This window comes from Bordetella genomosp. 6, assembly GCF_002119705.1.
Classification (GTDB): domain Bacteria; phylum Pseudomonadota; class Gammaproteobacteria; order Burkholderiales; family Burkholderiaceae_B; genus Bordetella; species Bordetella bronchiseptica_F.
In genome coordinates, this window is sequence record NZ_CP021107.1 from 1825620 (window position 1) to 1848118 (window position 22499).

The 22499-nt window shown below is 67.6% G+C and carries 21 protein-coding genes, 1 tRNA gene and 1 pseudogene; 11 read left to right on the plus strand and 12 right to left on the minus strand.

The genetic code is table 11. From position 1 onward, the window contains the following. Positions 1-402 precede the first annotated feature (402 nt). Entirely contained in the window at positions 403-2685 is a 2283-nt protein-coding gene (rpoD, locus tag CAL11_RS08615) for an RNA polymerase sigma factor RpoD (protein WP_167382468.1), read from the plus strand. A 9-nt stretch (positions 2686-2694) separates the two neighbouring features. After that, positions 2695-2773: transfer RNA gene (locus CAL11_RS08620), tRNA-Ile, on the plus strand. A 477-nt stretch (positions 2774-3250) separates the two neighbouring features. Here the strand turns inward: CAL11_RS08620 and CAL11_RS08630 are convergent. Beyond that, entirely contained in the window at positions 3251-3550 is a 300-nt protein-coding gene (locus CAL11_RS08630; protein WP_086092677.1) for a hypothetical protein, read from the minus strand. A 284-nt stretch (positions 3551-3834) separates the two neighbouring features. On the opposite strand from CAL11_RS08630, the pseudogene CAL11_RS08635 reads away from it, so the two are divergent. Together CAL11_RS08635 and CAL11_RS08640 are read left to right on the plus strand one after the other, a co-directional pair. Then, positions 3835-4002: pseudogene (locus CAL11_RS08635) on the plus strand (transcriptional regulator); the annotation flags it as partial. 427 nt (positions 4003-4429) lie between these two features. After that, complete coding sequence (locus CAL11_RS08640) at positions 4430-4837, plus strand: M15 family metallopeptidase (RefSeq protein ID WP_086094535.1); 408 nt, start codon at positions 4430-4432, stop codon at positions 4835-4837. A gap of 154 nt (positions 4838-4991) precedes the next feature. Here the strand turns inward: CAL11_RS08640 and CAL11_RS08650 are convergent, their stop codons facing one another. Continuing rightward, positions 4992-5390: a RidA family protein gene (locus CAL11_RS08650; RefSeq protein ID WP_086092678.1), complete on the minus strand. Its 399-nt coding sequence runs from the start codon at positions 5388-5390 to the stop codon at positions 4992-4994. Positions 5391-5547: 157 nt separating this feature from the next. On the opposite strand from CAL11_RS08650, the gene CAL11_RS08655 reads away from it, so the two are divergent. Further along, positions 5548-6771: an NAD(P)/FAD-dependent oxidoreductase gene (locus tag CAL11_RS08655; RefSeq protein WP_244172925.1), complete on the plus strand. Its 1224-nt coding sequence runs from the start codon at positions 5548-5550 to the stop codon at positions 6769-6771. Here the strand turns inward: CAL11_RS08655 and CAL11_RS08660 are convergent. The 6 genes from CAL11_RS08660 to CAL11_RS08685 all read right to left on the minus strand — a co-directional run bounded on the left by CAL11_RS08660 (position 6747) and on the right by CAL11_RS08685 (position 12095). Continuing rightward, positions 6747-7349, minus strand: a complete 603-nt coding sequence (locus tag CAL11_RS08660) for a TetR/AcrR family transcriptional regulator (RefSeq protein WP_033466115.1) — start codon at positions 7347-7349, stop codon at positions 6747-6749. The two genes, CAL11_RS08655 and CAL11_RS08660, sit on opposite strands and share 25 nt — an antisense overlap. 222 nt (positions 7350-7571) lie before the next feature. After that, the gene (locus CAL11_RS08665; protein WP_086092680.1) at positions 7572-8273 is read right to left on the minus strand and encodes an ABC transporter ATP-binding protein; all 702 of its coding nucleotides are present in this window, start codon (positions 8271-8273) and stop codon (positions 7572-7574) included. Continuing rightward, positions 8267-9049 carry an ABC transporter ATP-binding protein gene (locus CAL11_RS08670; RefSeq protein WP_033466111.1) on the minus strand — a complete coding sequence of 261 codons (783 nt, stop codon included), beginning with the start codon at positions 9047-9049 and terminating at the stop codon, positions 8267-8269. Before CAL11_RS08670 ends, CAL11_RS08665 begins: the two co-directional genes overlap by 7 nt. Beyond that, on the minus strand, positions 9046-10002 hold the full coding sequence (locus CAL11_RS08675; RefSeq protein WP_068925822.1) for a branched-chain amino acid ABC transporter permease: 957 nt from the start codon (positions 10000-10002) through the stop codon (positions 9046-9048). The genes CAL11_RS08670 and CAL11_RS08675 overlap by 4 nt, the downstream gene beginning before the upstream one ends. Before the next feature lie 3 nt (positions 10003-10005). Further along, entirely contained in the window at positions 10006-10878 is an 873-nt protein-coding gene (locus tag CAL11_RS08680; protein ID WP_033466108.1) for a branched-chain amino acid ABC transporter permease, read from the minus strand. A 77-nt stretch (positions 10879-10955) separates the two neighbouring features. Next, positions 10956-12095, minus strand: a complete 1140-nt coding sequence (locus tag CAL11_RS08685; RefSeq protein ID WP_086092681.1) for an ABC transporter substrate-binding protein — start codon at positions 12093-12095, stop codon at positions 10956-10958. A gap of 360 nt (positions 12096-12455) precedes the next feature. Here CAL11_RS08685 and CAL11_RS08690 point away from each other — a divergent pair, with 360 nt between their 5' ends. Genes CAL11_RS08690 through CAL11_RS08715 form a run of 6 tightly spaced genes read left to right on the plus strand, consistent with a single transcriptional unit; the run spans position 12456 to position 17295 of the window. After that, a complete protein-coding gene (locus tag CAL11_RS08690) occupies positions 12456-13712 on the plus strand; it encodes an aromatic ring-hydroxylating oxygenase subunit alpha (protein ID WP_167382469.1) in 1257 nt (418 codons plus the stop codon). 5 nt (positions 13713-13717) lie between these two features. Next, positions 13718-14245, plus strand: coding sequence for an aromatic-ring-hydroxylating dioxygenase subunit beta (locus CAL11_RS08695; protein WP_015063916.1), 528 nt, complete (start codon positions 13718-13720; stop codon positions 14243-14245). A 4-nt stretch (positions 14246-14249) separates the two neighbouring features. Beyond that, complete coding sequence (locus CAL11_RS08700) at positions 14250-15068, plus strand: enoyl-CoA hydratase/isomerase family protein (protein WP_086092683.1); 819 nt, start codon at positions 14250-14252, stop codon at positions 15066-15068. Then, the gene (locus CAL11_RS08705) at positions 15068-15790 is read left to right on the plus strand and encodes an SDR family NAD(P)-dependent oxidoreductase (protein WP_086092684.1); all 723 of its coding nucleotides are present in this window, start codon (positions 15068-15070) and stop codon (positions 15788-15790) included. Before CAL11_RS08700 ends, CAL11_RS08705 begins: the two co-directional genes overlap by 1 nt. Before the next feature lie 21 nt (positions 15791-15811). Beyond that, a complete protein-coding gene (locus tag CAL11_RS08710; protein ID WP_015063913.1) occupies positions 15812-16126 on the plus strand; it encodes a 2Fe-2S iron-sulfur cluster-binding protein in 315 nt (104 codons plus the stop codon). Positions 16127-16143: 17 nt separating this feature from the next. Beyond that, positions 16144-17295, plus strand: coding sequence for a CaiB/BaiF CoA transferase family protein (locus CAL11_RS08715; protein WP_167382601.1), 1152 nt, complete (start codon positions 16144-16146; stop codon positions 17293-17295). 34 nt (positions 17296-17329) lie between these two features. On the opposite strand, the gene CAL11_RS08720 is transcribed toward CAL11_RS08715, so the two are convergent. The 4 genes from CAL11_RS08720 to CAL11_RS08735 form a co-directional block, all read right to left on the minus strand. After that, positions 17330-18217, minus strand: a complete 888-nt coding sequence (locus CAL11_RS08720; protein ID WP_086092686.1) for an alpha/beta hydrolase — start codon at positions 18215-18217, stop codon at positions 17330-17332. Next, the gene (locus CAL11_RS08725) at positions 18214-19533 is read right to left on the minus strand and encodes a phenylacetate--CoA ligase family protein (RefSeq protein WP_015063910.1); all 1320 of its coding nucleotides are present in this window, start codon (positions 19531-19533) and stop codon (positions 18214-18216) included. Before CAL11_RS08725 ends, CAL11_RS08720 begins: the two co-directional genes overlap by 4 nt. A 72-nt stretch (positions 19534-19605) precedes the next feature. After that, on the minus strand, positions 19606-20802 hold the full coding sequence (locus tag CAL11_RS08730) for an acetyl-CoA acetyltransferase (RefSeq protein ID WP_015063909.1): 1197 nt from the start codon (positions 20800-20802) through the stop codon (positions 19606-19608). Positions 20803-20812: 10 nt separating this feature from the next. Continuing rightward, positions 20813-22243: a 3-oxoacyl-[acyl-carrier-protein] synthase III C-terminal domain-containing protein gene (locus CAL11_RS08735; protein WP_244172927.1), complete on the minus strand. Its 1431-nt coding sequence runs from the start codon at positions 22241-22243 to the stop codon at positions 20813-20815. Positions 22244-22499: the final 256 nt, after the last annotated feature.

Consider the following 22499-nt stretch of genomic DNA (forward strand, 5'->3'; position numbering starts at 1 on the left):
GCCCCGAGGTCCGTCCCTGATATGTTACAAACGTATTAGCAGGAGGCAGGTTCAGCAGTCTGGCGTGGACATCGTCCCGTGGCATTGCAGTCGGGTGTTGTGTTTGGAGAGCAGCGAAGGGCAGGGCCCATTGAGCTGACCAGGCCTGTAACAGGCGAGACAACCCCGCGCGTTGCCCGGCATGCCGGCCAGGCGGCATGGCGTACCGGCGCGTCTTTGGGCCCCAGGGCCAGAAAGGACGCGCCACGGCCCGCAAGCGGGCCGGGCTGCGATACCAGCGCAGCGCGTCGTGCCGGCGGACCCGCCTTGTTTTACCCGTGTCGACGTGTTTCGTGCGATGCTCGAAAACGCGTTCATGCGGTGCAATGACCCCAATGGGTTGCGACGACCACGGAAGCGACTATGACCAAATCCACAGGCAAATCCCCCTCTGCAATCGATGCGGCAACTGCCCAATCCACGACGGCCAAGCGCGCCGTAAGCATGGCGGCGGAAAAGGCCCCTGCCAAGACTGCGGTGAAGGTCGCCAAGCCCGCTGCCAAGACGGCCGCCAAGAAGGCGGCCACCAAGACGGTCGCGGCCAAGACGGCCGCCGCCGACAAGCCGGCCAAGACCACCAAGGCGCGCGCCAAGAAGGCCGAGGACAAGCTGGCCGACCTGGTCGGCGCCGCGCGTCCGGCGCCCAGCGGCCGCCGCCCCGGCCGTCCCGCGAAGAACGCCAACAACGATAGCGACGCTTTCGATGATTCCATGGACGGCGAAGGCGAAGTGCTGCCCGACCTGAAGCCGCCCAAGCGCGGCGGCAAGCGCGGCAAGGCCGATCCCAAGGATCTGATCGCCCGCGGCCCCGTCACGCCCGAAGAATACGAAGCGCGCCGCAATCGCCTCAAGCAGCTGATCAAGCTGGGCAAGGACCGCGGCTACCTGACCTACGGCGAAATCAACGACCATCTGCCTGACGACCTGGTCGACGCCGAAGCGATCGACGGCATCATCAGCACCTTCAGCGACATGGGGATCGCGGTCTATGACCAGGCCCCCGACGCCGAAACCCTGCTGATGAGCGAGAACGCGCCGGTCGCCTCCAACGACGACGATGTCGAGGACGAGGCCGAGGCCGCCCTCACCACCGTGGACTCCGACTTTGGCCGCACCACCGACCCCGTGCGCATGTACATGCGTGAAATGGGCTCGGTCGAGCTGCTGACGCGCGAAGGCGAAATCGAAATCGCCAAGCGGATCGAGGACGGCCTCAAGCACATGGTGATGGCCATTTCGGCTTGTCCCACCACCATCAACGAAATCCTCGCCCACATCTTGCGCGTGCGCGAAGGCCAGGCCCAGATCGACGAAGTGGTCGATGGCCTGGTCGATCCCGAGGACGGCGAGGAATACGCCGGCGCCGGCGTGACCGCCGACGAGGACGAAGGCGATGACGGCCCGGCCGGCGGCATGTCCAGCAAGCAGCTGGAAGACCTGCGCGTCAAGGCCCTGGCCAAGTTCGACGAGGTGAGCAAGCAGTTCGAGAAGATGCGCCAGTCCTACGAGAAGGAAGGCTATAAGTCGGACGCCTATCTCAAGGCCCAGGACATCATCCAGACGGAGCTCATGGGCATCCGCTTCACGGCCAAGATGGTCGAGAAGCTGGCCGATACCCTGCGCGCCCAGGTCGAGGAAGTTCGCCAGCTCGAGCGCGCGGTGCTGCATACCTGCGTCGACCGCGCTGGCATGCCGCGCTCGCACTTCCTCAAGGCCTTCCCCGGCAACGAGACCAACCTGCAGTGGGTGCTGGACGAAGTCGCTGCCGCCCATCCGTACAGCGAAACCCTCGAACGCCAGGTCCCGGCCGTGCAGGAACTGCAGCAGAAGCTGATCGACCTGCAGACGCGCGTCGTGCTGCCGCTGAAGGACCTCAAGGACGTCAACAAGCGCATGGCCACCGGCGAAGCCAAGGCCCGCAAGGCCAAGCGCGAAATGACCGAGGCCAACCTGCGCCTGGTGATCTCCATCGCCAAGAAGTACACCAACCGCGGCCTGCAGTTCCTGGACCTGATCCAGGAAGGCAACATCGGCCTGATGAAGGCGGTGGACAAGTTCGAATATCGGCGCGGCTACAAGTTCTCGACCTACGCCACGTGGTGGATCCGCCAGGCCATTACGCGTTCCATCGCCGACCAGGCGCGCACCATCCGGATCCCGGTTCACATGATCGAAACGATCAACAAGATGAACCGGATCAGCCGCCAGATCCTGCAGGAAACCGGCGCCGAGCCGGATCCCGCGACCCTGGCGCAGAAGATGGACATGCCCGAGGACAAGATCCGCAAGATCCTGAAGATCGCCAAGGAGCCGATCTCCATGGAAACGCCCATCGGTGACGACGACGACTCGCACCTGGGCGATTTCATCGAGGACACCGCCACCCTGGCGCCTTCCGACGCGGCGCTGCACGGCTCGATGCGCGATGTGGTCAAAGAAGTGTTAGACTCCCTCACCCCGCGCGAGGCCAAGGTGCTGCGCATGCGTTTCGGCATCGAAATGAGCACCGACCAGACGCTGGAAGAGGTGGGCAAGCAGTTTGACGTCACGCGCGAGCGCATCCGTCAAATAGAGGCCAAAGCGCTGCGCAAGCTGCGCCACCCCAGCCGCGCCGACAAGCTGAAGAGCTTCCTCGAAGGGCAGTAAACATTTCCTGGGCCTCTAGCTCATGCCTGGTTAGAGCAGCGGACTCATAATCCGTTGGTGCCGAGTTCGACTCTCGGGGGGCCTACCAAAAACCCAGGTGCAGCAAGCACTTAGTCCAGATGAGGGCCGGATTCATTCCGGCCCTCTGCACTCACCATACCGGAACCACACCGGGACTGTGCTCAGATTGTGCTCGTGTGCTCGCGCGGATTCCCGTGTAGGCCAAGCGGCCCGGGCTGAATTTCGCTGCGATTTACCGCAGGGGTATCCGGCCGGGCTTCTTGTGTGAACTGGGGGTTTGGCGATTTCCAGTTTCTCAAATCCGGTTCGGATGAACCATGCATACAACCTATTGAATCTTCACAGCCAGCCTTGTGCCTTGGTTCGCTGGTTGACGACAGCGCGGACAAAGCGCATCGGGAGGCTGAGTATGCATAGGGCTGCTTCGATTTCCGTGCTGGAGCGCATTTGGCGAGAAGGACGGTGCGATCTCCGCCCCGGTGACTGTGGCACCGCGTCAGGCCCGAGTTGCCAGAGCGGCAGGAGGCGGCGCGTGATGTCGATATCAGTTCTTGTGCACGTGCGACGTGACCCGATGCGCCTCGGCGGATGCGTATGCCATACGTCCTTTAGCGTCGACTTTGTGTCTGTTGGCGCGGCACCAGGCGGGGAATGTATCCGGGTCGATGTATGCCTTGATGACGACGTGTCCCAGCTTGAGCATTTCTTCCCTCCTTTCCTCGGCACGCTTCTCCCAGTCCTCGAAGGTATCGGGGAATGTATGGGCGTCGTCCGAAATAGCGCGTACCCGCTCGTAATCCTCTTTTCGGTACCAGGCGATACCGACGCCGCCAATTCGATTCATGGCCAATCTTCTCTCGGAAATGGTTGGTATGTGGGATTTCAATCCTATCCGATTGGGGGCGGCCGTCTCAACGGAGATATCCACGCCTGCTCCCGACTTCAAGACGTTCTATCTCGCGTTTCCCTAGGAAATACGAACCAGATTTGCCGGAAAAGTGTGGCGCAAGAAGGCCGTGGAGCAACTGTGGCAAGCCTGCGACGAATTCGGTACGGCATTTGATCGTGCTGGATTGCTGGCCTTCTTCTTCAAGGAACCGAGCGCCCAGCACAAGGTGGCCTGATGAAGTGAACATGGAAATCCGCCCCGTACGCACCGAGGCCGATTACAAGTCGGCTCTGAAGGAAATTTCTCGGCTCATGGAGTCGGACCCTGGGCTGGGTACGCCCGATGGCGATCGGCTGGACGTGTTGGTGACTCTGGTGCAGGCCTATGAGGCGCGGCATTACCCGATCTAGTCAGGCTCGTGTGGTGCGGACTGGGCTCGATGCCGAGCTCGCCACGCGGGAGTCCTGGGCCGTGCGCCTTCTGCCCGACGCGCCCAAGGCGCGGACACGGGGCCTGGATTCTGCCGCAGGTGTAGTCCTTCCGCAGCCGCCAGCAATGGCGGCTGTTTTCTTTTCCGGCGCCTGCGCGGCCTGGGAGGCTTGATTCTTTCTGATTGCAGCCGGCGGTGCTGACGCATGGAACGCGAGCGTTGCCTATTCCACTAATCGGGCGCGGATGACGGTACAGGCCATCGGGCGTACACCGTCGTCCGGAGAGTCCGGCGTCCTGCCGGAATTCAGAACGGTTTGGGGGCTTGTCGATGTCAGCGTCGATTCTTCTTCGTGGCCGCGTCCGGCGGCTCGGCTTCGGCGTGCCGCGCGGGGGGCGTTGACCATGGGGTTTCAGCTATCGGCGCGTGATCGCGAGCGTCTGGCCGGGGTGCATCCGGACCTGGCGGCCGTGGTGGAGGCGGCGGCCGGTGCATACAACGGGCGGTTCATGGTCCTGGAGGGCGCGCGCTCGTCGCAGCGCCAGTCCAGGCTGCTCGCCCAAGGCGTCAGCCAGACGCTGTGCAGTCTGCATATTCCCCAGCCGGACGGTTGGGCCCATGCCGTGGATCTGGCGCCGCTGGCGGCCGGAACCATTCCCTGGGCGGACTGGGCGTCGTTCAAGCGGTTGGCGGAGGTGATGAAGCAGAGCGCGGCCAGGCTGGAGGTACCGCTGGAGTGGGGCGGCGACTGGACGACGCTCAAGGACGGGCCGCATTTCCAGCTGCCGCGCGGTCGGCGGGGGAAGGCGTGAGCGTCCCGTTCAGGGGAGGCGCGCGCCGTACCTGCTCGGCGCCGGCGCCGTGGCCGACGGACCTGCGTGGGCAAAGCAGTGAAGCTGGCTGACCGCGCAGCGATACGCGCCGAGCGCAAGGCCGAACAGGACAGGCTGAATGCGAAGAAGTCGCTCAGTCCAGCATGGCTTCGGCTTCGATCTCGATCAGCCATTCGGGTAGCGACAGGCCGCTGACGATGATCCAGGAGGAGGGCGGCGGGTTGTCCGGAAAGCGGCGGCGCAGGGCGGCGGCGATGACTTCCTGGTCGCCGCGCGCGTCCTCGCAGATGTAGAGGCGCAGCATGATGACGTGCTTCATCGCGGCGCCGGCGGCCGCCAGCACGCGTTCGATATTGTCCAGCGCGGCGTCGGTCTGCTCGTTCAGGCCGGGGCCGACGGTGCGTTCCTGGGCGTCGACGCCGACCTGGCCGGACAGCAGGATGCGGCGCTGCCCGGTGACGATCAGTCCCTGGCTGAAGCCGTATTGCAGGGAGTCGAAGACGGTGTCGGGATTGAGGGCGGTTCTGGGCATGCCGGCTCCTGTCCGTGCGCGGGGGGGAATGAGGGCATTCTAGTGCGTCCCGGCGTGGCATCCGCGCGGGCGGCGCAATTTGGAGATTGCAATCCGGCTGGGCGTTCTTATAATAATCAGATCGGTCGATTAATTAATTACGGGAAACGCATTGGCCATGGAAAAGATCGCGATCATAGGCGCCGGGCAGGCCGGCGCCGCGCTGGCGGCGCGCCTGCGCCAGGCCGGTTTCCAGGGCGGCATCGACGTGTTCGGCGCCGAGAGCGCGCCGCCTTACCAGCGGCCGCCGCTGTCCAAGAAGTACCTGGCGGGCGACTGGGAGGAGGAGCGTCTGTGGCTGCGTCCGGCGCAGTTCTGGCGCGAGCAGGGCATTACGCTGCACCTGGGCGGCACGGTCGAAGCGCTGGACCTGGCGTCGGGCACGCTGCGCTGCGGCGGCCAGCGCCATAGCTGGCACAAGCTGGCGTTGACCACCGGCGCCGCGCCACGCCCCTTGCCCGCGGCGTTCGCGGGCCGCGGCAATGTGTTCGAGCTGCGCAATCTGGCCGATGTGCAGCGGCTGCAGCCGGTGTTCCTGGCCGGCCGCAGGCTGCTGGTCCTGGGGGGCGGCTATATCGGACTGGAAACCGCCGCGGTCGCGGCGCGGGCGGGGCTGTCGGTGCAGGTGGTGGAGCGCGCCCCGCGGATCCTGGAACGGGTGGCGTGCCCGGCCACGGCCGCGGCCATCCGCGCCTTGCACCAGCGCCATGGGGTGCTCATCCATGAGGGTCGCTCGGTGGCGCGCACCGAGGGCGACGAGGCCGTGACCGGCGTGGAGCTGGACAACGGGCTGCGCATTGCCTGCGACCTGGTGGTGGCCGGGGTGGGCGTGGCGCCGCAAACGGCGCTGGCCGAGGCGGCCGGGATCGATTGCGACGACGGGATCCTGGTCGATGCGTTCGGACGCACGTCGGCGCGCGGTGTGTGGGCGGCGGGGGATTGCGCGCGGTTCGTGCTGGGCGGCGAGCCGGCGCGGCTCGAGAGCGTGCAGAACGCCATCGACCAGGCCGAGGCGGTGGCCGACGATATGCTGGGGCAGGGACGGCCGTACCAGCCCGTCCCGTGGTTCTGGTCGGATCAGTACGACATGAAGCTGCAGATCGTCGGCCTGAACCGCGGCTACGACGCGGTGGTGAGCCATGCGTCGGCCAAGGGCGAGTCCCATTGGTACTTCCGCGCCGGCCGCTTGATTTCGGTCGACGCGCTCAATGACGGGCGGGCGTATATGGTTGGCAAGAAGCTGCTGGAAGCCGGTCGCGCGGTCGGCCGTGGCGAGGTCGAGCGTCCCGGCTTCGAGCCGATGCAGTTGCTGCGCGATCAGGCCGAGGGCAGGTTGAGGTAGCCGTCCAGGAACAGCTGCACGGTGCGCTCGGCGAGCGCATCGGGCGAGACGCTGCCATCGGCCTTGTACCAGGTGTAGGTCCAGTTGATCATGCCGAAGAACAGCATGGTGTCGACGTGGGCCAGGGTGCGGTTGGCGGCCATGTCGGGGCGCAGTTGCAGGAGCGCGTCGCGCACATAGGCGATCAGCTCGCGCTGCTTGGCGATCAGCGCCTTGCGCTGGTCTTCGGGCAGGGCGTCCAGGCAGGTCAGCATCACGACGTGCCGGTCGCGCGAAGTGGCGTAGATCTCGAGAAACAGCTTTACGATCTGGAGAAAGCGCGCCTTCGGTTCATTCGAACCGTACAGGACCTGGCGGCAGCGCTCCAGCAGGGAGTCGACGTGCGTGGTGAGCATGTCGCGCAATACCGCTTCCTTGCTGTCGAAGTAATGGTACAGGCGCGATTTCGAGCACTCGCAGGCCCGGGCGATATCGCCGATGGATGTTTCCGAGTAACCTTGGCGCGCAAACATTGCCGCCGCGCGCTCGATGATGGTGTCGCGGATATTCTCGTAATCCGCAGATCTCGTACGGGCCAAAACACCTCCGATGACGCGAGTGCCGCGATGGCTGTTTGTCGTGCCGCCATTTGTCGTGCATTCGCCGCCTGCAGTGGGCGGTGCCTGACGAAGGCCGGGCGCGCCCGCTTGGACGCTGCCTGATGCGAAGCAACAAGCAGCGCGTGAACTCATGACTGAGGCAACCTCTAATTGTAGGGCCAGATGGCCCCGGGGGCAATGCGCCGGCCGGCGCGTTATCGCTCATATTCCCAGGTAGGCGGCGCGTATGCGCGGGTCCGCGATCAAGGCGCTCGCCGCTCCTTGCATGGTGATGTTGCCGGTCTCCATGACGTAGCCGCGGTCGGCGATCTGCAGCGCGCCGTAGGCGTTCTGTTCGATCAGCAGCACGGTGACGCCGAGTGCCTTCAGTCCGCGGATGACGTCGAAGATCTGCTGCACGATGATCGGCGCCAGGCCCATCGAGGGTTCGTCCAGCAGCAGGCAGGACGGCCTGCCCATCAGGGCGCGCGCCATCGCCAGCATCTGCTGCTGCCCGCCGGACAGTCCGCCGGCGGCCAGGTGGCGTTTTGCACGCAGGATGGGAAACATCTGGAACGCATCTTCCATGTCGCGCTCGACCCGTTGGTCGGCGTACAGGTAGGCGCCCAGCCGCAGGTTTTCCTCGACGCTGAGGTTGGTGAAGATCTGCCGGCCTTCGGGCGAGTGCGCCAGCCCGCGCGCCAGGCGGCGATGGGCGGGCACGGTGGCCAGGGCCTCGCCCCGGAAGGTAATGGCGCCGGCCGAGACCGGCTGCACGCCGGACAGGCAGCGCAGCAGGGTGGTCTTGCCCGCGCCGTTGGCGCCGACGACGGTGACGATCTCGCCGCTGTCGACCTGCAGGTCGATGCCGTGCAGCACTTCGATGCGCCCGTAGCACGAGCGTAGTCCTTGCACGGTCAGCATGGGCGCTCTCCCGGCTGGCTGTCGGTTCCAAGGTAGGCGGCGATGACCGCCGGGTCGCGGCTGATGGCGTCCGGCGAGCCTTCGGCGATTTTCTCGCCGTGATCGAGCACGACGATGTGGTTGGAAATGCGCATGACCATTTTCATATCGTGTTCGACCAGCAGGATGGCGACGCCCGTGGCGGCGACCTCGGCGATCAGGTGGTCGATCTCCTCGGTTTCGACCGCATTGCAGCCGGCGGCCGGTTCGTCCAGCAGCAGTACCTTGGGCTGCAGCGCCAGCGCGCGGGCGATCTCCAGCCGCTTGAGCGAGCCGTAGGAGAGGCTGGCGGCCTCGCGTTCGGCCGCGCGCTCCAGGCCCACGCGCCGCAGGAGCGCGCGGGCGCCTTCTTCGGCGCGCCGGGCGCGGGTCCGCGAAGCGCGCAGGTTGAAGAGATCGGACAGCAGGGCGCCTTGCTCCTGCAGGTGAAAGCCCGCGATGGCGTTTTCCAGCACCGTCATGTTCTGGAAGATCTGCAGGTTCTGGAAGGTGCGCGACATGCCGCGGCGCGCCAGGCGGAACGGCGCCATGCCGGTGACGTCGTCGCGGTCCAGCACGACGCGGCCGGCGCCGGGCTGGTAGATCCCCGAGATCATGTTGAACAGGGTGGTCTTGCCCGCGCCGTTGGGGCCGATGACAGACACGATCTCGCCCGGCTCGACGCTGAACGCGACGTCGTGCACGGCGCGCAGCCCGCCAAAGGTGATGCCCAGGCCGTGGATTTCCAGCAGGCTCATTTTTTCCTTCCTCGTATCGTGCGCATGATGGACGGAACCAGGCCTTCGGGCAGGAAGATCATGACCAGCATCATGGTCAGCCCCAGGATGAGGGGCTCGTAGTCGGCGAACACCGTCAGCACCTGCGGCAACAGCGTCAGCAGGCTCGCGCCGAAGATCGCGCCGGCGACCGAGCCGACGCCGCCCAGCACCGCCATGGTCACCATTTCGATCGAGTGCATGAAGCCCGCGACGTCAGGCGTGATGAAGCGGTTCTGCAGCGCCAGCAGCGAGCCCGAGACCGAGGCGTACACGGCCGATACGACAAACGCCTTGAGCTTGGCGCCGGCCACGTCGATGCCGACGGTGCCGGCCGCGATCTCCGAACCGTGCAGCGCGCGCAGCGCCCGGCCGGTCGGGCTGTGATAGAGGTTCAGCGCGAGCCAGGCCCCGGCCAGCAGCGCGATGCCGGTCATGGCGTACCAGAACTGGCCGTTGGAGAGCTCCAGGCCCCAGCCCTTCAACAAGCCGCGCAGGCCGGGGTCGGGCACGGCGATGCCGTCCGGCCCTTTGGTGAGCTGGCGCTCGTTGTTCAGCACCATGGCGACCAGGATGCCGAAGCCCAGCGAAGCCACGCCCAGGTAGTAGCCTTTCAGGCGCAGGATGGGGCGTCCGACCAGCCACGCCAGCACGCCCGAGACGGTCGCGCCCAGCACTACCGACAGCGCCGAGGGCAGCCCCAGGTGCACGGGCGCCAGCGCGCAGGCATAGCCGCCGATGCCAGCGAATCCCGCATGCCCCAGGCTGATCTGGCCGGCGTAGCCGGTCAGGATGACGATGCCGGTGACCGCCAGCGCGTTGACGAAGATCGTCGAGCCCACCCGGAAGTAATAGCCGGAAGGGAAGAACAGCGGGGCGATGGCGATCAGCGCGGCCAGGACGATCAGCGTCCAGTGTTTCGATGATATCCGCATGGCTTATACGCGATCCGTGGACTTGCGTCCGAACAGTCCCTGCGGCATGAAGAACAGCACCGCGAGAATGGTGAGGAAGGCCGCCGCGTCCTTGTACTGCGACGACAGGTAGCCGGCGGTCAGGGATTCAAGCAGGCCGAGCAGGATGCCGCCGGCCAGCGCGCCCTTGGGGCTGCCCATGCCGCCCAGCATGGCGGCGGCGAAACCCTTGAGCGCCAGGGTCAGGCCCACGTCGTACGAGGTCAGCGTGATCGGCGTGATCAGCACGCCGGCCAGCGCGCCGATGGCCGCCGACAGCGCGAACGACAGGGTCATGATGAATCGGGTGTTGATCCCGACCAGGCGGGCCGCCAGGCGGTTGTTCGAGGTGGCCAGCACCGCGCGGCCTGTCAGCGTCCTGGTGAAGAACAGCCACAGGACGATGAATACGGCCACCGCGCCGCCGATCATCCACAGGCTTTGCGACAGGATGGTGGCGCCCAGCACGTGTATCGGGTCGTCGCCCGAGAATGCGGGCAGGCTGTGGATCTGTTTGCCGAACAGGCTTTGCACCGCGCCGCGGATGAAGATCGAGGCGCCGATGGTGATGATGATGAGCGAGACGACGGGGGCGCCGCGCGCCGGCTCGATCGCCAGGCGGTTCAACGCCACGCCTGTCGCGGCGGTCGCGGCGATGGCGAGCAGCGCGGCCAGCGGCAGCGCCAGGCCCGCACCGTGCGCGAAGACTGTGATCATGCCGCCCAGCATGACGAATTCGCCCTGGGCGAAGTTCACCACGCCGGTCGCGTTGAAGATGATCGCGAACCCGAGGGCGACGAGCGCGTAGACCGCGCCCACCGTCACCCCCGAGAAAATGAACTGCATGAATTCCGACATGGGCACTCCGGCGTTTGTCTGGGCTGGGATGGCGGGCCCGCGCTCGATGCGCCGGCGACGGGCCGCCGTTCAGGCGCTCAGTCGACGACTTTCCATTTGCCGCCGCGGATTTCGAGCACGCGGAAGGCCGAGAGGTCCAGGCCCAGGTGATCGGTCGGCGAGAAGGTGTAGACGCCGGTGGTGCCGGCCAGCTTGCTGGTTTTCTCGATCGCGTTGCGGATCGCGGCGGGCTTGGTCGAGCCGGCGCGGTTCAGCGCATCGACCAGGATCAGGAAGGCGTCGTGCGCATAGCCGCCGAACGTGCCCACGGGGGCGCCGGTCCTGGCTTCGAAGGCTTTCTTGTAGGCGATGGACGGCGCGGCCTGGGGATCGCTGGCGGGCAGCAGGTCCGCCACCAGCAGCGCGGTTCCCGGCAGGCGGAAGCCTTCGACGACGTCGGCGCCGGCCAGGTCGATGTAGCCCTGCGATGCGACGCCATGCGAGGCATAGAACGGCAGGTTCATGCCGAGCTGGCGGTAGTTGCGCGCCAGCACCGCCGCGCTTTGGCCGAACCCCGGGTTCAGGACCGCCTGCACGCCCGGGATGCCCCGGATCTTGGTCAGTTGCGCCGTCATGTCGGCGTCCTTGGGTTCGTAGGTTTCGCTGCCCACCAGTTCGATGCCGTACTGGCCGGCCACGGCCTTGCACTGCGCCTGCATGGAGGCGCCGAAGCCGTCCGTCGAGCCGATCAGCGCCACCTTGGTCCAGCCGTTCTTGCGCATGTCGGCAAACACCTTCTGGCATGCCATGCGGTCGGTATGCGGGGTCTTGAAGGTATAGGGCTTGACCGGATCGATGATGTCGATGGCGCCGGCCAGCGAGATGAACGGCACCTTGGCGTCTTCGGCGACCGACAGGATGGACATCGAGGTGCCGGTGGTGGTGCCGCCGATGATGGCCTGCACTTCGTCGTCCTCGACCAGCCGGGTGGCGAAGGTGCGCGCCTTGTTGGCGTCGCCGCCGTCGTCGTAGAGCACCAGCTTGATCTTCTCGCCCTTGATGCCGCCGCGCGCGTTCAGTTCCTGCACGAGCAGTTCCAGGGTGCGGGCTTCGGGGTCGCCCAGGATGCCGGCCGGGCCGGTGGCCGAGACCGAGGCGCCGAGCCGGATCTCGGCCGCGACGGGCAGGGCGCAGCCCAGTGCGAGCAAGCCCGCGACGATTGCCTTGCTTGTGTTCATGACTCCTCCTGTATGGCGGCTCGATATATGGTGTGAGCCTATTATTGAACAACCGTTCGTGTAATTTATCAGGGCTTGCAGGGCTTGGCTATAGCTGCTTCCGCGCTTTTCCGACGCGCTGGATTCGGCGCTGTTGTTTGGAAAATCATTGATAAATCAATGTATTGCCGCTTCTTTTAAGCTGATTTTAAGAAAACGACCTAATGGTTTCCCCTGATTTGATTGGAAGAAATTGTTGTAAAAACCGAATGGGCGATTGGTTATAAAAATCTGTGCTTGACATGCTGGCGCCTCCTCATTTATAAATCGAACGACCATTCGGATTATTAAATAATTCACAAACCATCGGAGGTGAGGGCGATGTCTTCCATCAGGAACGAGATCGACTACCGGGCGCTGATCGAGCCCACGCGGATCAATAGCCGCCTGTATGTCGATCCGGAGATCTTCCAGGAGGAGCTGGACAAGATCTGGCATAAGACCTGGGTGTACGTGGGCCACGTCAGCGAAGTGCCCAACAAGAACGATTACGTGACCAAGAGCATCGGCACGACGCCGGTGCTGTTGCTGCGGGACCGGGATGGCGAGATCCGGCTGTTGCTGAACAAGTGTCCGCACCGGGGCAACCAGCTGTGCGCCTACAAGGAAGGCAACCGCAGCACCTTCACGTGTCCGTACCACTCGTGGACGTTCTCGAACACCGGCGACCTGATGGGGTATGCGCTGGCCGACGGCTACGAGGGCGCCTCCAAGGCCGGCGTCGGGCTGGGCAAGGTGGCGAGGATCGGCATTTATCGCGGTTTCGTGTTCGGGTCGTTCGCCGAAACCGGCCCGAGCCTGGACGAGCACCTGGGCGGGGCCAAGGCCGCCATCGACCAGTTGTGCGACAACTCGCCCAACGGCGAACTGGACCTGCGCGCCGGGTTCCTGCAGCACCGGGCCAAGGCCAACTGGAAGTTCATGCTGGAGAACGAGACCGACGGATACCACCCCGGCTTCGTGCACGGTTCCATCTTCCAGGTCACCAACAGTCCGATCGCCAATCTCTATGGCAAGGATTCGACCGCGCTGACGCGCGACTACGGCAACGGCCATACCGAGTTCGACCTGCGGCCGGAATGGCGGCGCATCGACAAGCCGCTGTACTGGTTCGGCTCGTCGGTCGAGCGGATGGCGGACTACGCGGCCGCGATGGAGCAGGCCTACGGTTCCGAACGGGCGCGCCAGATCATGATCGACGGCTCGCCGCACACGATGATCTTCCCCAATCTGTTCATCGCGGAGATCCAGATCTTCGTGCTGCAGCCGGTGTCGGTGGAGGAGACCATCCAGCACGTGACGGCGGTGCAGTTCAAGGACGCGCCCGACATCAACCGCCGGCTGCGCCAGCAGACCATGGGTTCGGTCGGGCCGGCCGGCCTGCTGCTGGCCGACGACACGGAGATGTACGAGCGCAACCACCGCGGCGCGAAGATCCGCGACCCGGAATGGCTGATGCTGACCCGGGGCCTGCATCGCGAGCGCAAGGACGAGAACGGCTACACCGTCGCGCACTCGACCGACGAAGTCCCGCAGCGCGGGATCTGGCGCCACTATTTCAAGCTGATGCAGGAGTAATCCGGATGACCGCACGCCCCGAAACCCGTCCGGCTGTTGACGATCTGCAGGCGCTGGACGAACTGACGCTGCACCACCGGGTGTCGCAGTTTCTCTACCGCGAGGCCCGGCTGCAGGACACGCACGATTACCAGGGCTGGGAGTCGCTCTGGGAGGACGACGCCATCTACTGGATTCCGGCCAATGGCGAGGACATCGATCCCGAACAGAAGATGTCGGTGATCTATGACAACCGCTCGCGCATCCGTGTCCGCATCGAACAGTTGCTGACCGGCCGGCGGCATACGCAGACGCCGCGCTCGGCGCTGGCGCGCCTGATTTCCAACATCGAGATCGTCGATGTCGCGGGGCAGGAAGTGACGGCGCTGGCCAATGTGCTGATCTACGAGGACAACCTGCGCGGCGAAACGCATTGGGCCGCCCGCAACGAGTACCGGCTCAGGCTGGTCGATGGCGCCTTCCGCCTGGTGCGCAAGAAGATTGCCCTGGTCAATGGCGCAAAACCGATTTTCACCCTGTCCTTCCTGGTATGAGGAGATGACGATGACGACAGCAAACCCCGAGACCTGGATCGGCGAGGGTCCCGTGCTGCTGGACTACGCGGACCACGTGGCCCGCATCACGCTGAACCGCCCCGAGGCGGCCAACGGCATGAATATCGAGTTCATGAAGGCGTTCCACGAAGCGGTGATGCGCTGCCATCGCGAGCCGGATGTGCGCGTGGTGCTGCTGCGCGGCGCGGGCAAGCATTTCTGCGCCGGCGGCGATGTGCGCGAGTTCGCCAGCAAAGGCGAGGGCCTGGGCGACTTCCTGCGTGAAGTGACCGCCTGGCTGCAAATGGCCATCGGCGCGCTGATCAGGCTCGATGCCGTCGTGGTGGCGCAGGTGCAGGGCTTCGCGGCCGGCGGCGGCGGCCTGGGCCTGGTGTGCGCGGCCGATATCGTCGTCGCCGCGCAGGGCGCCAGGTTCCTGGCCGGAGCCACGCGCGTGGGCATGGCGCCGGACGCGGGCAGCTCGGTCATCCTGCCGCACCTGATCGGCTTTCGCCGCGCCATGGAAATGATGCTGTCGAACCGCACGGTGGGCGCCGACGAGGCGCTCGAGATGGGCCTGGTCAACCAGGTGGTGGCCGACGCCGAGCTGGACGAGAGCGCGGCGCGCCTGGCCGCGACCTACGCCGCCGGGGCGCCGCTGGCGCAGGCGGCGACCAAGCGCCTGTTGTGGAACACGCTGCAGGTCGAACGGGCCCTGCCCGAGGAGGCCCGCACCGTGTCGTCGCTGTCGGCCACGGCCGATAGCCGGGAAGGACTGGCGGCGGTGATCGGGAAACGCCAGCCGGTTTTCCGGAGGCATTGATGCCGCGGCACGCGCTCGTTACCGGCGGCGCCAACGGCATCGGCGCGGCCACGGTCGCGCAGTTGCGCCGCGACGGCCATCGCGTCACGTTCTGCGACCGCGACGCGGTGGCGGGCGCGAGCGTGGCCGAGGCCACCGGCGCGCGCTTTGTCGCGCTCGATGCCACGGACGCCGAAGCGGTGGCCGGATTCTGCGCCGACGCCGCGCCGTTCGACATCCTGGTCAACAACGTCGGCGCCGACCAGCACGCGTTTTTTTCCCGGACGACGCCGCAGGACTGGCGCACGCTGCTGGCCGTCAACCTGGAGAGCGCGTTCGCCTTCACGCTGGGCGTGCTGCCCGGCATGCAGGCGGCGCGCTTTGGCCGCATCGTCAATGTGTCGTCCGAAGCGGGCCGCCTGGGTTCGCGCGGCGGGGCGGTCTACGCCGCCGCCAAAGCGGGCCTGCTGGGCTTCACCCGCTCGATCGCGCGCGAGAACGCGCGCTACGGCGTGACCGCCAATGCCGTGCTGCCCGGACCGGTCGATACGCCGATGCTGGCGCGCGCCGTCGACGCCGCGGGCGCGAAGATGCGCGCCGACCTGGAAGCGTTGACGCTGCTGCGCCGCCTGGGGCGGCCCGAGGAGGTCGCCGCGGCGATTGCGTTTTTATGTTCCGAAGCCGCCGGCTTCATCACCGGCGAGGCGTTGGGCGTCTCCGGCGGGATGGGCTGCGGCGCTTGATACACGACGGGAACGCCTCGTATGACAACGATTATTTTCATCACCTCCAACGAGGCTCGCCATGTCGTCCAGGCGGACGACGGGCTGAGCCTGATGGAGTGCGCCCGGCGCGCCAATGTGCCGGGCATCGCGGCCGAGTGCGGCGGCGCGTGCACCTGCGCCACCTGCCATGTCCATGTGGGCCGGGAATGGATGCAGGCCGTGGGAGAGCCCGGCGACATGGAGCGCGACATGCTGGATTTCGCCCATGATGTCCGCGCCGAATCGCGCCTTTCCTGCCAGATCACGGTCGCCCCGGCCCTGGAAGGGTTGACCGTCCGGGTCGCGCCGCAATGACGGCGCAAGCGGAGGGCATGGCGCCCGCCTTGCAGGGTTTGCGCATCATCGAGATGGTGGGGTTGGGGCCGGCGCCGTTCGCGGCCATGATGCTGGCCGATCACGGGGCCGACGTGGTGCGCGTCCACGCGGCGCACAGGAAGGGGGACTTTCCCTTGCTGGACAGCCGCTTCGATGTGCTGGCGCGCGGCCGGCGTTCGCTGGCGCTGGATCTGCGCGCGCCCGGCGCGAGCGAGCTGCTGCTGGAGCTGGTTGGCGCCGCCGACGGGCTGATCGAGGGCTTTCGGCCCGGCGTCATGGAGCGCATGGGCCTGGCGCCCGAGGACTGCCTGCGGCGCCAGCCGCGGCTGGTGTACGGGCGCATGACGGGCTGGGGCCAGCACGGGCCGCTGGCCCGCCAGGCCGGACACGACCTGAACTACCTGGGCCTGACGGGGGCGCTGCACGCCATCGGACCGGCCGACCGCCCGCCGCCGGTGCCGCTGAACTACGTGGCGGACTTCGGCGGCGGCGGCATGTTGCTGGCGTTCGGCATGCTGGCCGCCTTGCTGGCGGTGCGCGGCGGGGCGCCGGGCCAGGTGGTCGACGCGGCCATGGTGGATGGGGCGAGCCTGCTGGCTTCGATGTTCTGGGGCTTTCGCGCCGGCGGCGGCTGGTCCGACCGGCGCGAGGGCAACCTGCTCGACGGCGGCGCCTATTTCTATGCCACCTATGCCTGCGCCGACGGGCGCTTTCTGGCCGTGGCCTGCGTCGAGCGGCGCTTTCACGATCTGCTGGTCGAACGGCTGCGGCTGGACCCGGCCGTGTACACCCACGACCGCGACCCGGCCCGATGGCCGGCCTTGCGCGCGCGGCTGGCGGCGCTGTTCGCCACCCAGCCGCGCGACCACTGGGCGGCGCTGTTCGAGGACAGCGACGCCTGCGTCACGCCCATCCTGGATTGGCGCGAAGCCGCCCATCACGGGCATGCGGCGGCCCGTGGGGCCTATGTCGATGTCGAGGGCGTGACGCAGCCGGCGCCCGCGCCGCGCCTGAGCGCCACGCCGGCGCGCGAGCCTGCCGCCGCGCCGGCGGTGGGGGCGCACTCGGTCGAGGTGCTGCGCGAATGGGGCATGGCGCCCGAACGCGTGGCCAGCGCGCTGGATAGCGGGCTGATCGTCCAGGCATGAGGGAGAGGCGGCGCGCCTTGCGCGCCGCCTCGCGCTAGTCCTGCCGCAGATGCCGGCCCAGCGCGTCGATCGATTCCCCCGCTTCGGCCAGCGCTTCGTAGATCTGGAAGTGATGGCACATGCCGGGAAAAACCTGCAGTTGCACCTGGCCGCCGGCGGCGCGCACGCGTTCGGCCAGGGTGTGCGAGTCGTCCAGCGTGATGTCGTGCGCGCCGGCGTGCACGACGATGGGCGGCAAGCCCGACAGATCGTCCCACAGCGGCGAGGCCGACGGCGCATCCGGCGGCGGTCCGTGGCGCCCCAGGTAGCTGCGCGCCATCGCGCGCAGCTGTTGCGGCCGGGAGAAGATGTCCCGGTCGGCCAGCTCCTCATAGCTGCGGCCCTGCATGGACAGGTCCAGCCAGGGCGAGAGGAGCACGAGGGAGCGCGGCAGCGGCAAGCCGGCGTCGCGCGCGCGCTGCGCGGTCTGCAAGGCCAGGGCGCCGCCCGCCGAGTCGCCGATGATGGCCGCCGGCGCGCCGCCGTTGGCCAGCAACCACCGGTAGGCCGCGAAGGCGTCGTCGATCGCCGCCGGATAGCGGTGCTCGGGCGCGAGCCGGTATTCGACGGCCAGGATGCGCGCCTGGCCGGCCTCGGCCAGGCGCGCGATCAGGCTGGCGTGCGAGGCGACGCCGCCGATCTGGAAGCCGCCGCCATGGCAATACAGCGCGCGCCGCGCACCCTGGCCGATCCAGGCGCCGGCCAGCGCCGGCGCCAGGGGCTGGGGCTGGGGGCGGGCCATGGCCGCGCCGCGCGGGCCCGCTTCGGCCAGATAGTCGGCGAAGCTGGCGCGGATCTGCGCCAGCGAGGCGGCCGTTTGCCAGGACGCCGTGACCTCGGCCAGGCGGGCGCGGATAGCGGCCAGCGGATCGCGCGCGGTCATGCTTCGGGACGATGCAGCACGCGCACGGCCTTCGCTTCATACCGCGGCAGCGTGCCTTCGGGGTGGCATTCGACGCAGACCTTCATGCCCAGGCGCGCGTGGATTTCCCGGCCGACTTCATGGCTGAGCTGCTCGGCCGGACGGCCCGCCTGGGCGGCCGCCTCGATCGCCACGGTCATGGTGCCGATGGTCATGCATTCCTTGTCGATATAGATTTGCCAGGCTTCCTTGACCACGCCTGCGATGCCGGTGATGACGTCCTCGATCTGCGACGGGAAAACGATCACGCCCTTGAACTTGATCATGTCGTCGGAGCGCCCGATGATGCGCCCGATCTTGCGCATGCCGCGCCGTCCCGACGGGCAGTCATAGGGGCGCGGCGACAGCCTGACCAGGTCATGCGTGCGCCAGCGGATCACGGGCGAGGCCTCCTTGCTCAGGGTGGTGATGACGATCTCGCCCACTTCCCCTTCGGAGACCGGCTTGAGCGTGACCGGGTCGAGGATCTCGGTCAGCACCGTGTCTTCGTTGATGAGGTGCAGTTCGTCGTCGGCGTGCGTGTACGGGGTCGAGATGGCCAGGATGGGGCCGCCCGCCTCGGTGGTGCCGTAGATGTTGTGCGACACGAATCCTTCGGGCATCTCCGCTTCCAGCTGGGCGCGGAATTCGGCCGAGACCGACTGGCCGCCCAGGATGGCGGTGCGCAGCGCCCAGTCGGTCTTGGGGTTGATGCCCTGGGCGCGCGCGGCCTGCGCCAGGCTCATCAGCCACAGCGGCGACATCGAGGCCACTTCGTAGGCATGGTCGCGCATCCAGCGCGCCGCCAGGTCGCCGCGGCCCGGGCCCAGGGGGAAGTTGACGCAGCCCATTTCCTTGAAGCCCTGGTCCAGCGCCAGGCCGCCGATCCACAGGCCGTAGCCGTAGCCCTGGTAGGCGCGCGCGCCGCGGCGCACGCCCGCCGCGGCCAGCAGGCGCGCGGTCTGGCTGGGCAGCAGTTCGTGCAGGTCGCGCCGCGTCAGGCCGAACATTACCGGCAGGCCGGTGGTGCCCGAGGTGGCGACGAAGCGCTCCACGTCTTCGAGGGGAACGGTCAGGAACGGGTAGGGATACTGCTGGCGCAGGTCGGCCTTTTGCAGGAAGGGCAGGTGCTCGAAGGCCTCTGGCGAGGCAAGGTCGGCGGGCGTCATGCCGACGCTGGCGAAATGCTCGCGCCATTGCGGGCTGTGCTGCAGGCGCTGGCCCAGTTGGGCCAGCCGTTCGCGCTGGAGCTTGATTATGCCGTCTCGGTCCAGCAATTCTATCTCGGGGTGAAGCATGTCAGTCTCCTCCTGTGGGCAGGATGGTGTTGATGATTGTGCGCGGCCCCCGCGGGCCGGGGCGGCCCGGGTTCAGGCCGCGCCGAGTATTGTGATGGAACACACGTTCTGCGCGGGCGCGCCGCCCAGATTGTGGGTCAGGGCCAGCGAGGGCGCGGGCAGCTGGCGCGGACCGGCGCGGCCGCTCAGCTGCAGCCAGGCTTCGTAGAGCATGCGCAGCCCCGAGGCCCCCACCGGGTGGCCGAAGCATTTCAGCCCGCCGTCTATCTGGCAGGGCAGCGCCCCGTCGGCGTCGAAGCGGCCGTCCAGCATGGCGCGCCAGGCCGTGCCGGGTTCGGCCAGGCCGATGTCCTCCAGCGTCACCAGCTCGGTGATCGAGAAGCAGTCGTGCAACTCGGTCAGGCTGAGCTGCGCGCGCGGATCGCTGATGCCCGCTTCCGCGTACGCCTTGCGCGCCGCCACGCGGGTGGTGTGCACATACGAGCCGTCCCATTCGGACTGCTGCAACTCCCAGCCGTTGGAGGTGGCCAACTGGATGGCCTTCACCAGGACCAGCGGGCCGCGGTCCAGGCTGCGGGCGATCTCGGGGGTGGTGACGATGGCGCAGGCGGCGCCGTCCGATACCGGACAGCAATCGAACAGCCCGATGGGGTCGGCCACCAGCGGCGCGCCGGCGGCCTGGTCGCGGCTGATGGCCTTGCGCAGGTGCGCCTTGGGGTTGTGCACCGCATTGGCATGGCTCTTCATCGAGGTATGGGCCATGGCCGCCTTGAGGTCTGCGCGGGCGACGCCATGGCGCGCCTGGTAGGCGCGCGCCAGTTGCGCGAAGTTGCCCGGGTTGCTGTGCGTGGGCAGGTACATGGGCGCCAGCGTGCCGCGCGAAGCGAGCGGCAGGCCGGCGAAGCCGGTGTCTTTCAGCTTTTCCACCCCGAGCGCCAGTGCGATGTCGGCGGCGCCGGAGGCGACCGCGTAGACGGCGCCGCGAAACGCTTCGGTGCCGCCGGCGCAGAAGTTCTCCACGCGCGTCACGCCGATGTCGGGCAGGCGCAGCGCCATGGCCATTGGCGTGCCGGCCTTGCCCGCGCCGATGTCGTCGTAGTGCGACGAATACCAGGCCGCCTCGATGGCGCGCGGCTCGATGCCGGCGCTGGCGAGCGCCTCGGCGTAGGCCTCGACCATCAATTCTTCCTGGCCCACGTCCCAGCGTTCGCCGAAGCGGGAACAGCCCATCGCCAGAATGGCGACGCGATCCTTGATTCCTGTAGCCATCAGTCTGTCCTCAATCGGCCGTCGGCGCGGCCAGCGCTTTCCAGAAATAGCGGCGGTAGCCGGTCTGCGGGTCGAGATCCTTGATGCGCAAGGCGAACGCCACGGCGGCGCCGGCCTCGAGCTGGCTGGCTCGCGGGTCGGTGAACTCCATCAGCACCCGCCCGCCGCCATCGATGTCGACCAGCCCGTAGCAATTCGGCGGGCATGGCGAAAACGCCAGGAGATCGGCGGTAAAGGTGGCGATGCGCCCGCGCCGGTCGGCCAGCGGCCAGGGTTCCTGGGTATCGAGATGAAAGCCGTCCGCGGCGGCCAGGCGCGTGGGCGGAAACTGGACCTGGCCCGTTTCGCGGCAACGTCCTCCCACGAAGCCGAGCAAGGCATCCGCGTTGCGCCAGGCCGTGCTCAAGGCCTCGTTGACCAGGAAGCGCCCGCGCAGGCCGCGGTCCCAGGCGATGCGGCCGCGAAAGGCCAGCAGCTTCATGTAGTTGTCTTCGGCCAGCCCGTCCTGCAGGGCCGGCGAGACCGGCGCGGCCAGGCCGGCCACCGCCTCGCCCGCCTCGAACAGCAAGGCGGTCGCGCCCTGGCCGAACTGGGCGACCAGCACCTTCTGGCCGGGGGCGGCCTCTTCGAGGGCGCGGCCCAGCATGACGAAGGCATGCGCCGCGCCGGTGTCGCCGCAGTCATCGGCCAGGGCGCTGGCCAGGCGCGCCTGGGCCAGGCCGGCCTTGGCGGCGACGGCCGCCGCCACGCCGTGCACGGGGCACGGCAGGACGAAATGGTCGATCTGTTCGGGCCGCAGCGACGCCGCCTGCAGCGCACGGCCGATGGCGTCATGGACCAGTTCCAGGTAGCCGGCTTCGCGCAGCCAGCGTTCCTCCCACTCCTGCGGGTAGTCGTGGCCGGCGGCGCGGTAGCGATCGGTGAACGGGGCGCTCAGGCTGGCGCCGCCCAGGTAGCGCAGCAGCCCCGGCTCGTCGCCGGTCAGCACCGCGGCGCCGCCATCGCCGGCGCGCGCCTCGGCCGTGCTGCCCGGCAATGCCGCGGGCAGGTCCGCCGCCGCGACCAAGGTCCGCGTGCCGCTTTCCAGGGCCATGTGCAAGGCAAGCAGGCCGGCGCGCGGCGTGCCGTGGACATCCTGGGTCAGGGTGGTCGCCGGCAGGCGCAATGCCGCGCGCACGAAGGCCGCGTTCTGCGGCTCGGCGAACGGCGGCGTGGTGCTTGCGAACTGCAGGGCGTCGATGGCGGGGGCGGCCTGCCGCGCCAGGGCGTGGCGCGCGGCGGCCACCGCCATGGTGACGCTGTCTTCGTCCCAGTAGGCCAGGGTGCGGCTGCCCTTGCCGGCGCCCGCGCCGCCGGTCAGCCAGCCCAGCGCATTCGCCATGGCGCCACGGGACAGGCGCAGCCGCGGGAGATGGACCCCGATAGCCAGAATGTTGGACACGCGATTGTCTCCTGCGTCGGCGCCGCCGCGCGCGAAGGCGGCATGGCGGCGCGTCCGGATTAATAATAGTCAGAATAGTCGGTCAATTAATAATACAGGAAACGGAATCGGGAAGGAAGAAATTTGAATGGGGGGGCGGCGGGGCCGAAGCAGGCCTGGAAACCGGCGCTGGCGAGGCGCGGAAATGGCGGCCGTCGCGCCAGGGCGGATGCGTGGCATTGCCGCGGCCGCCGGGGAGGCCGGCCGGGCTTGCCGT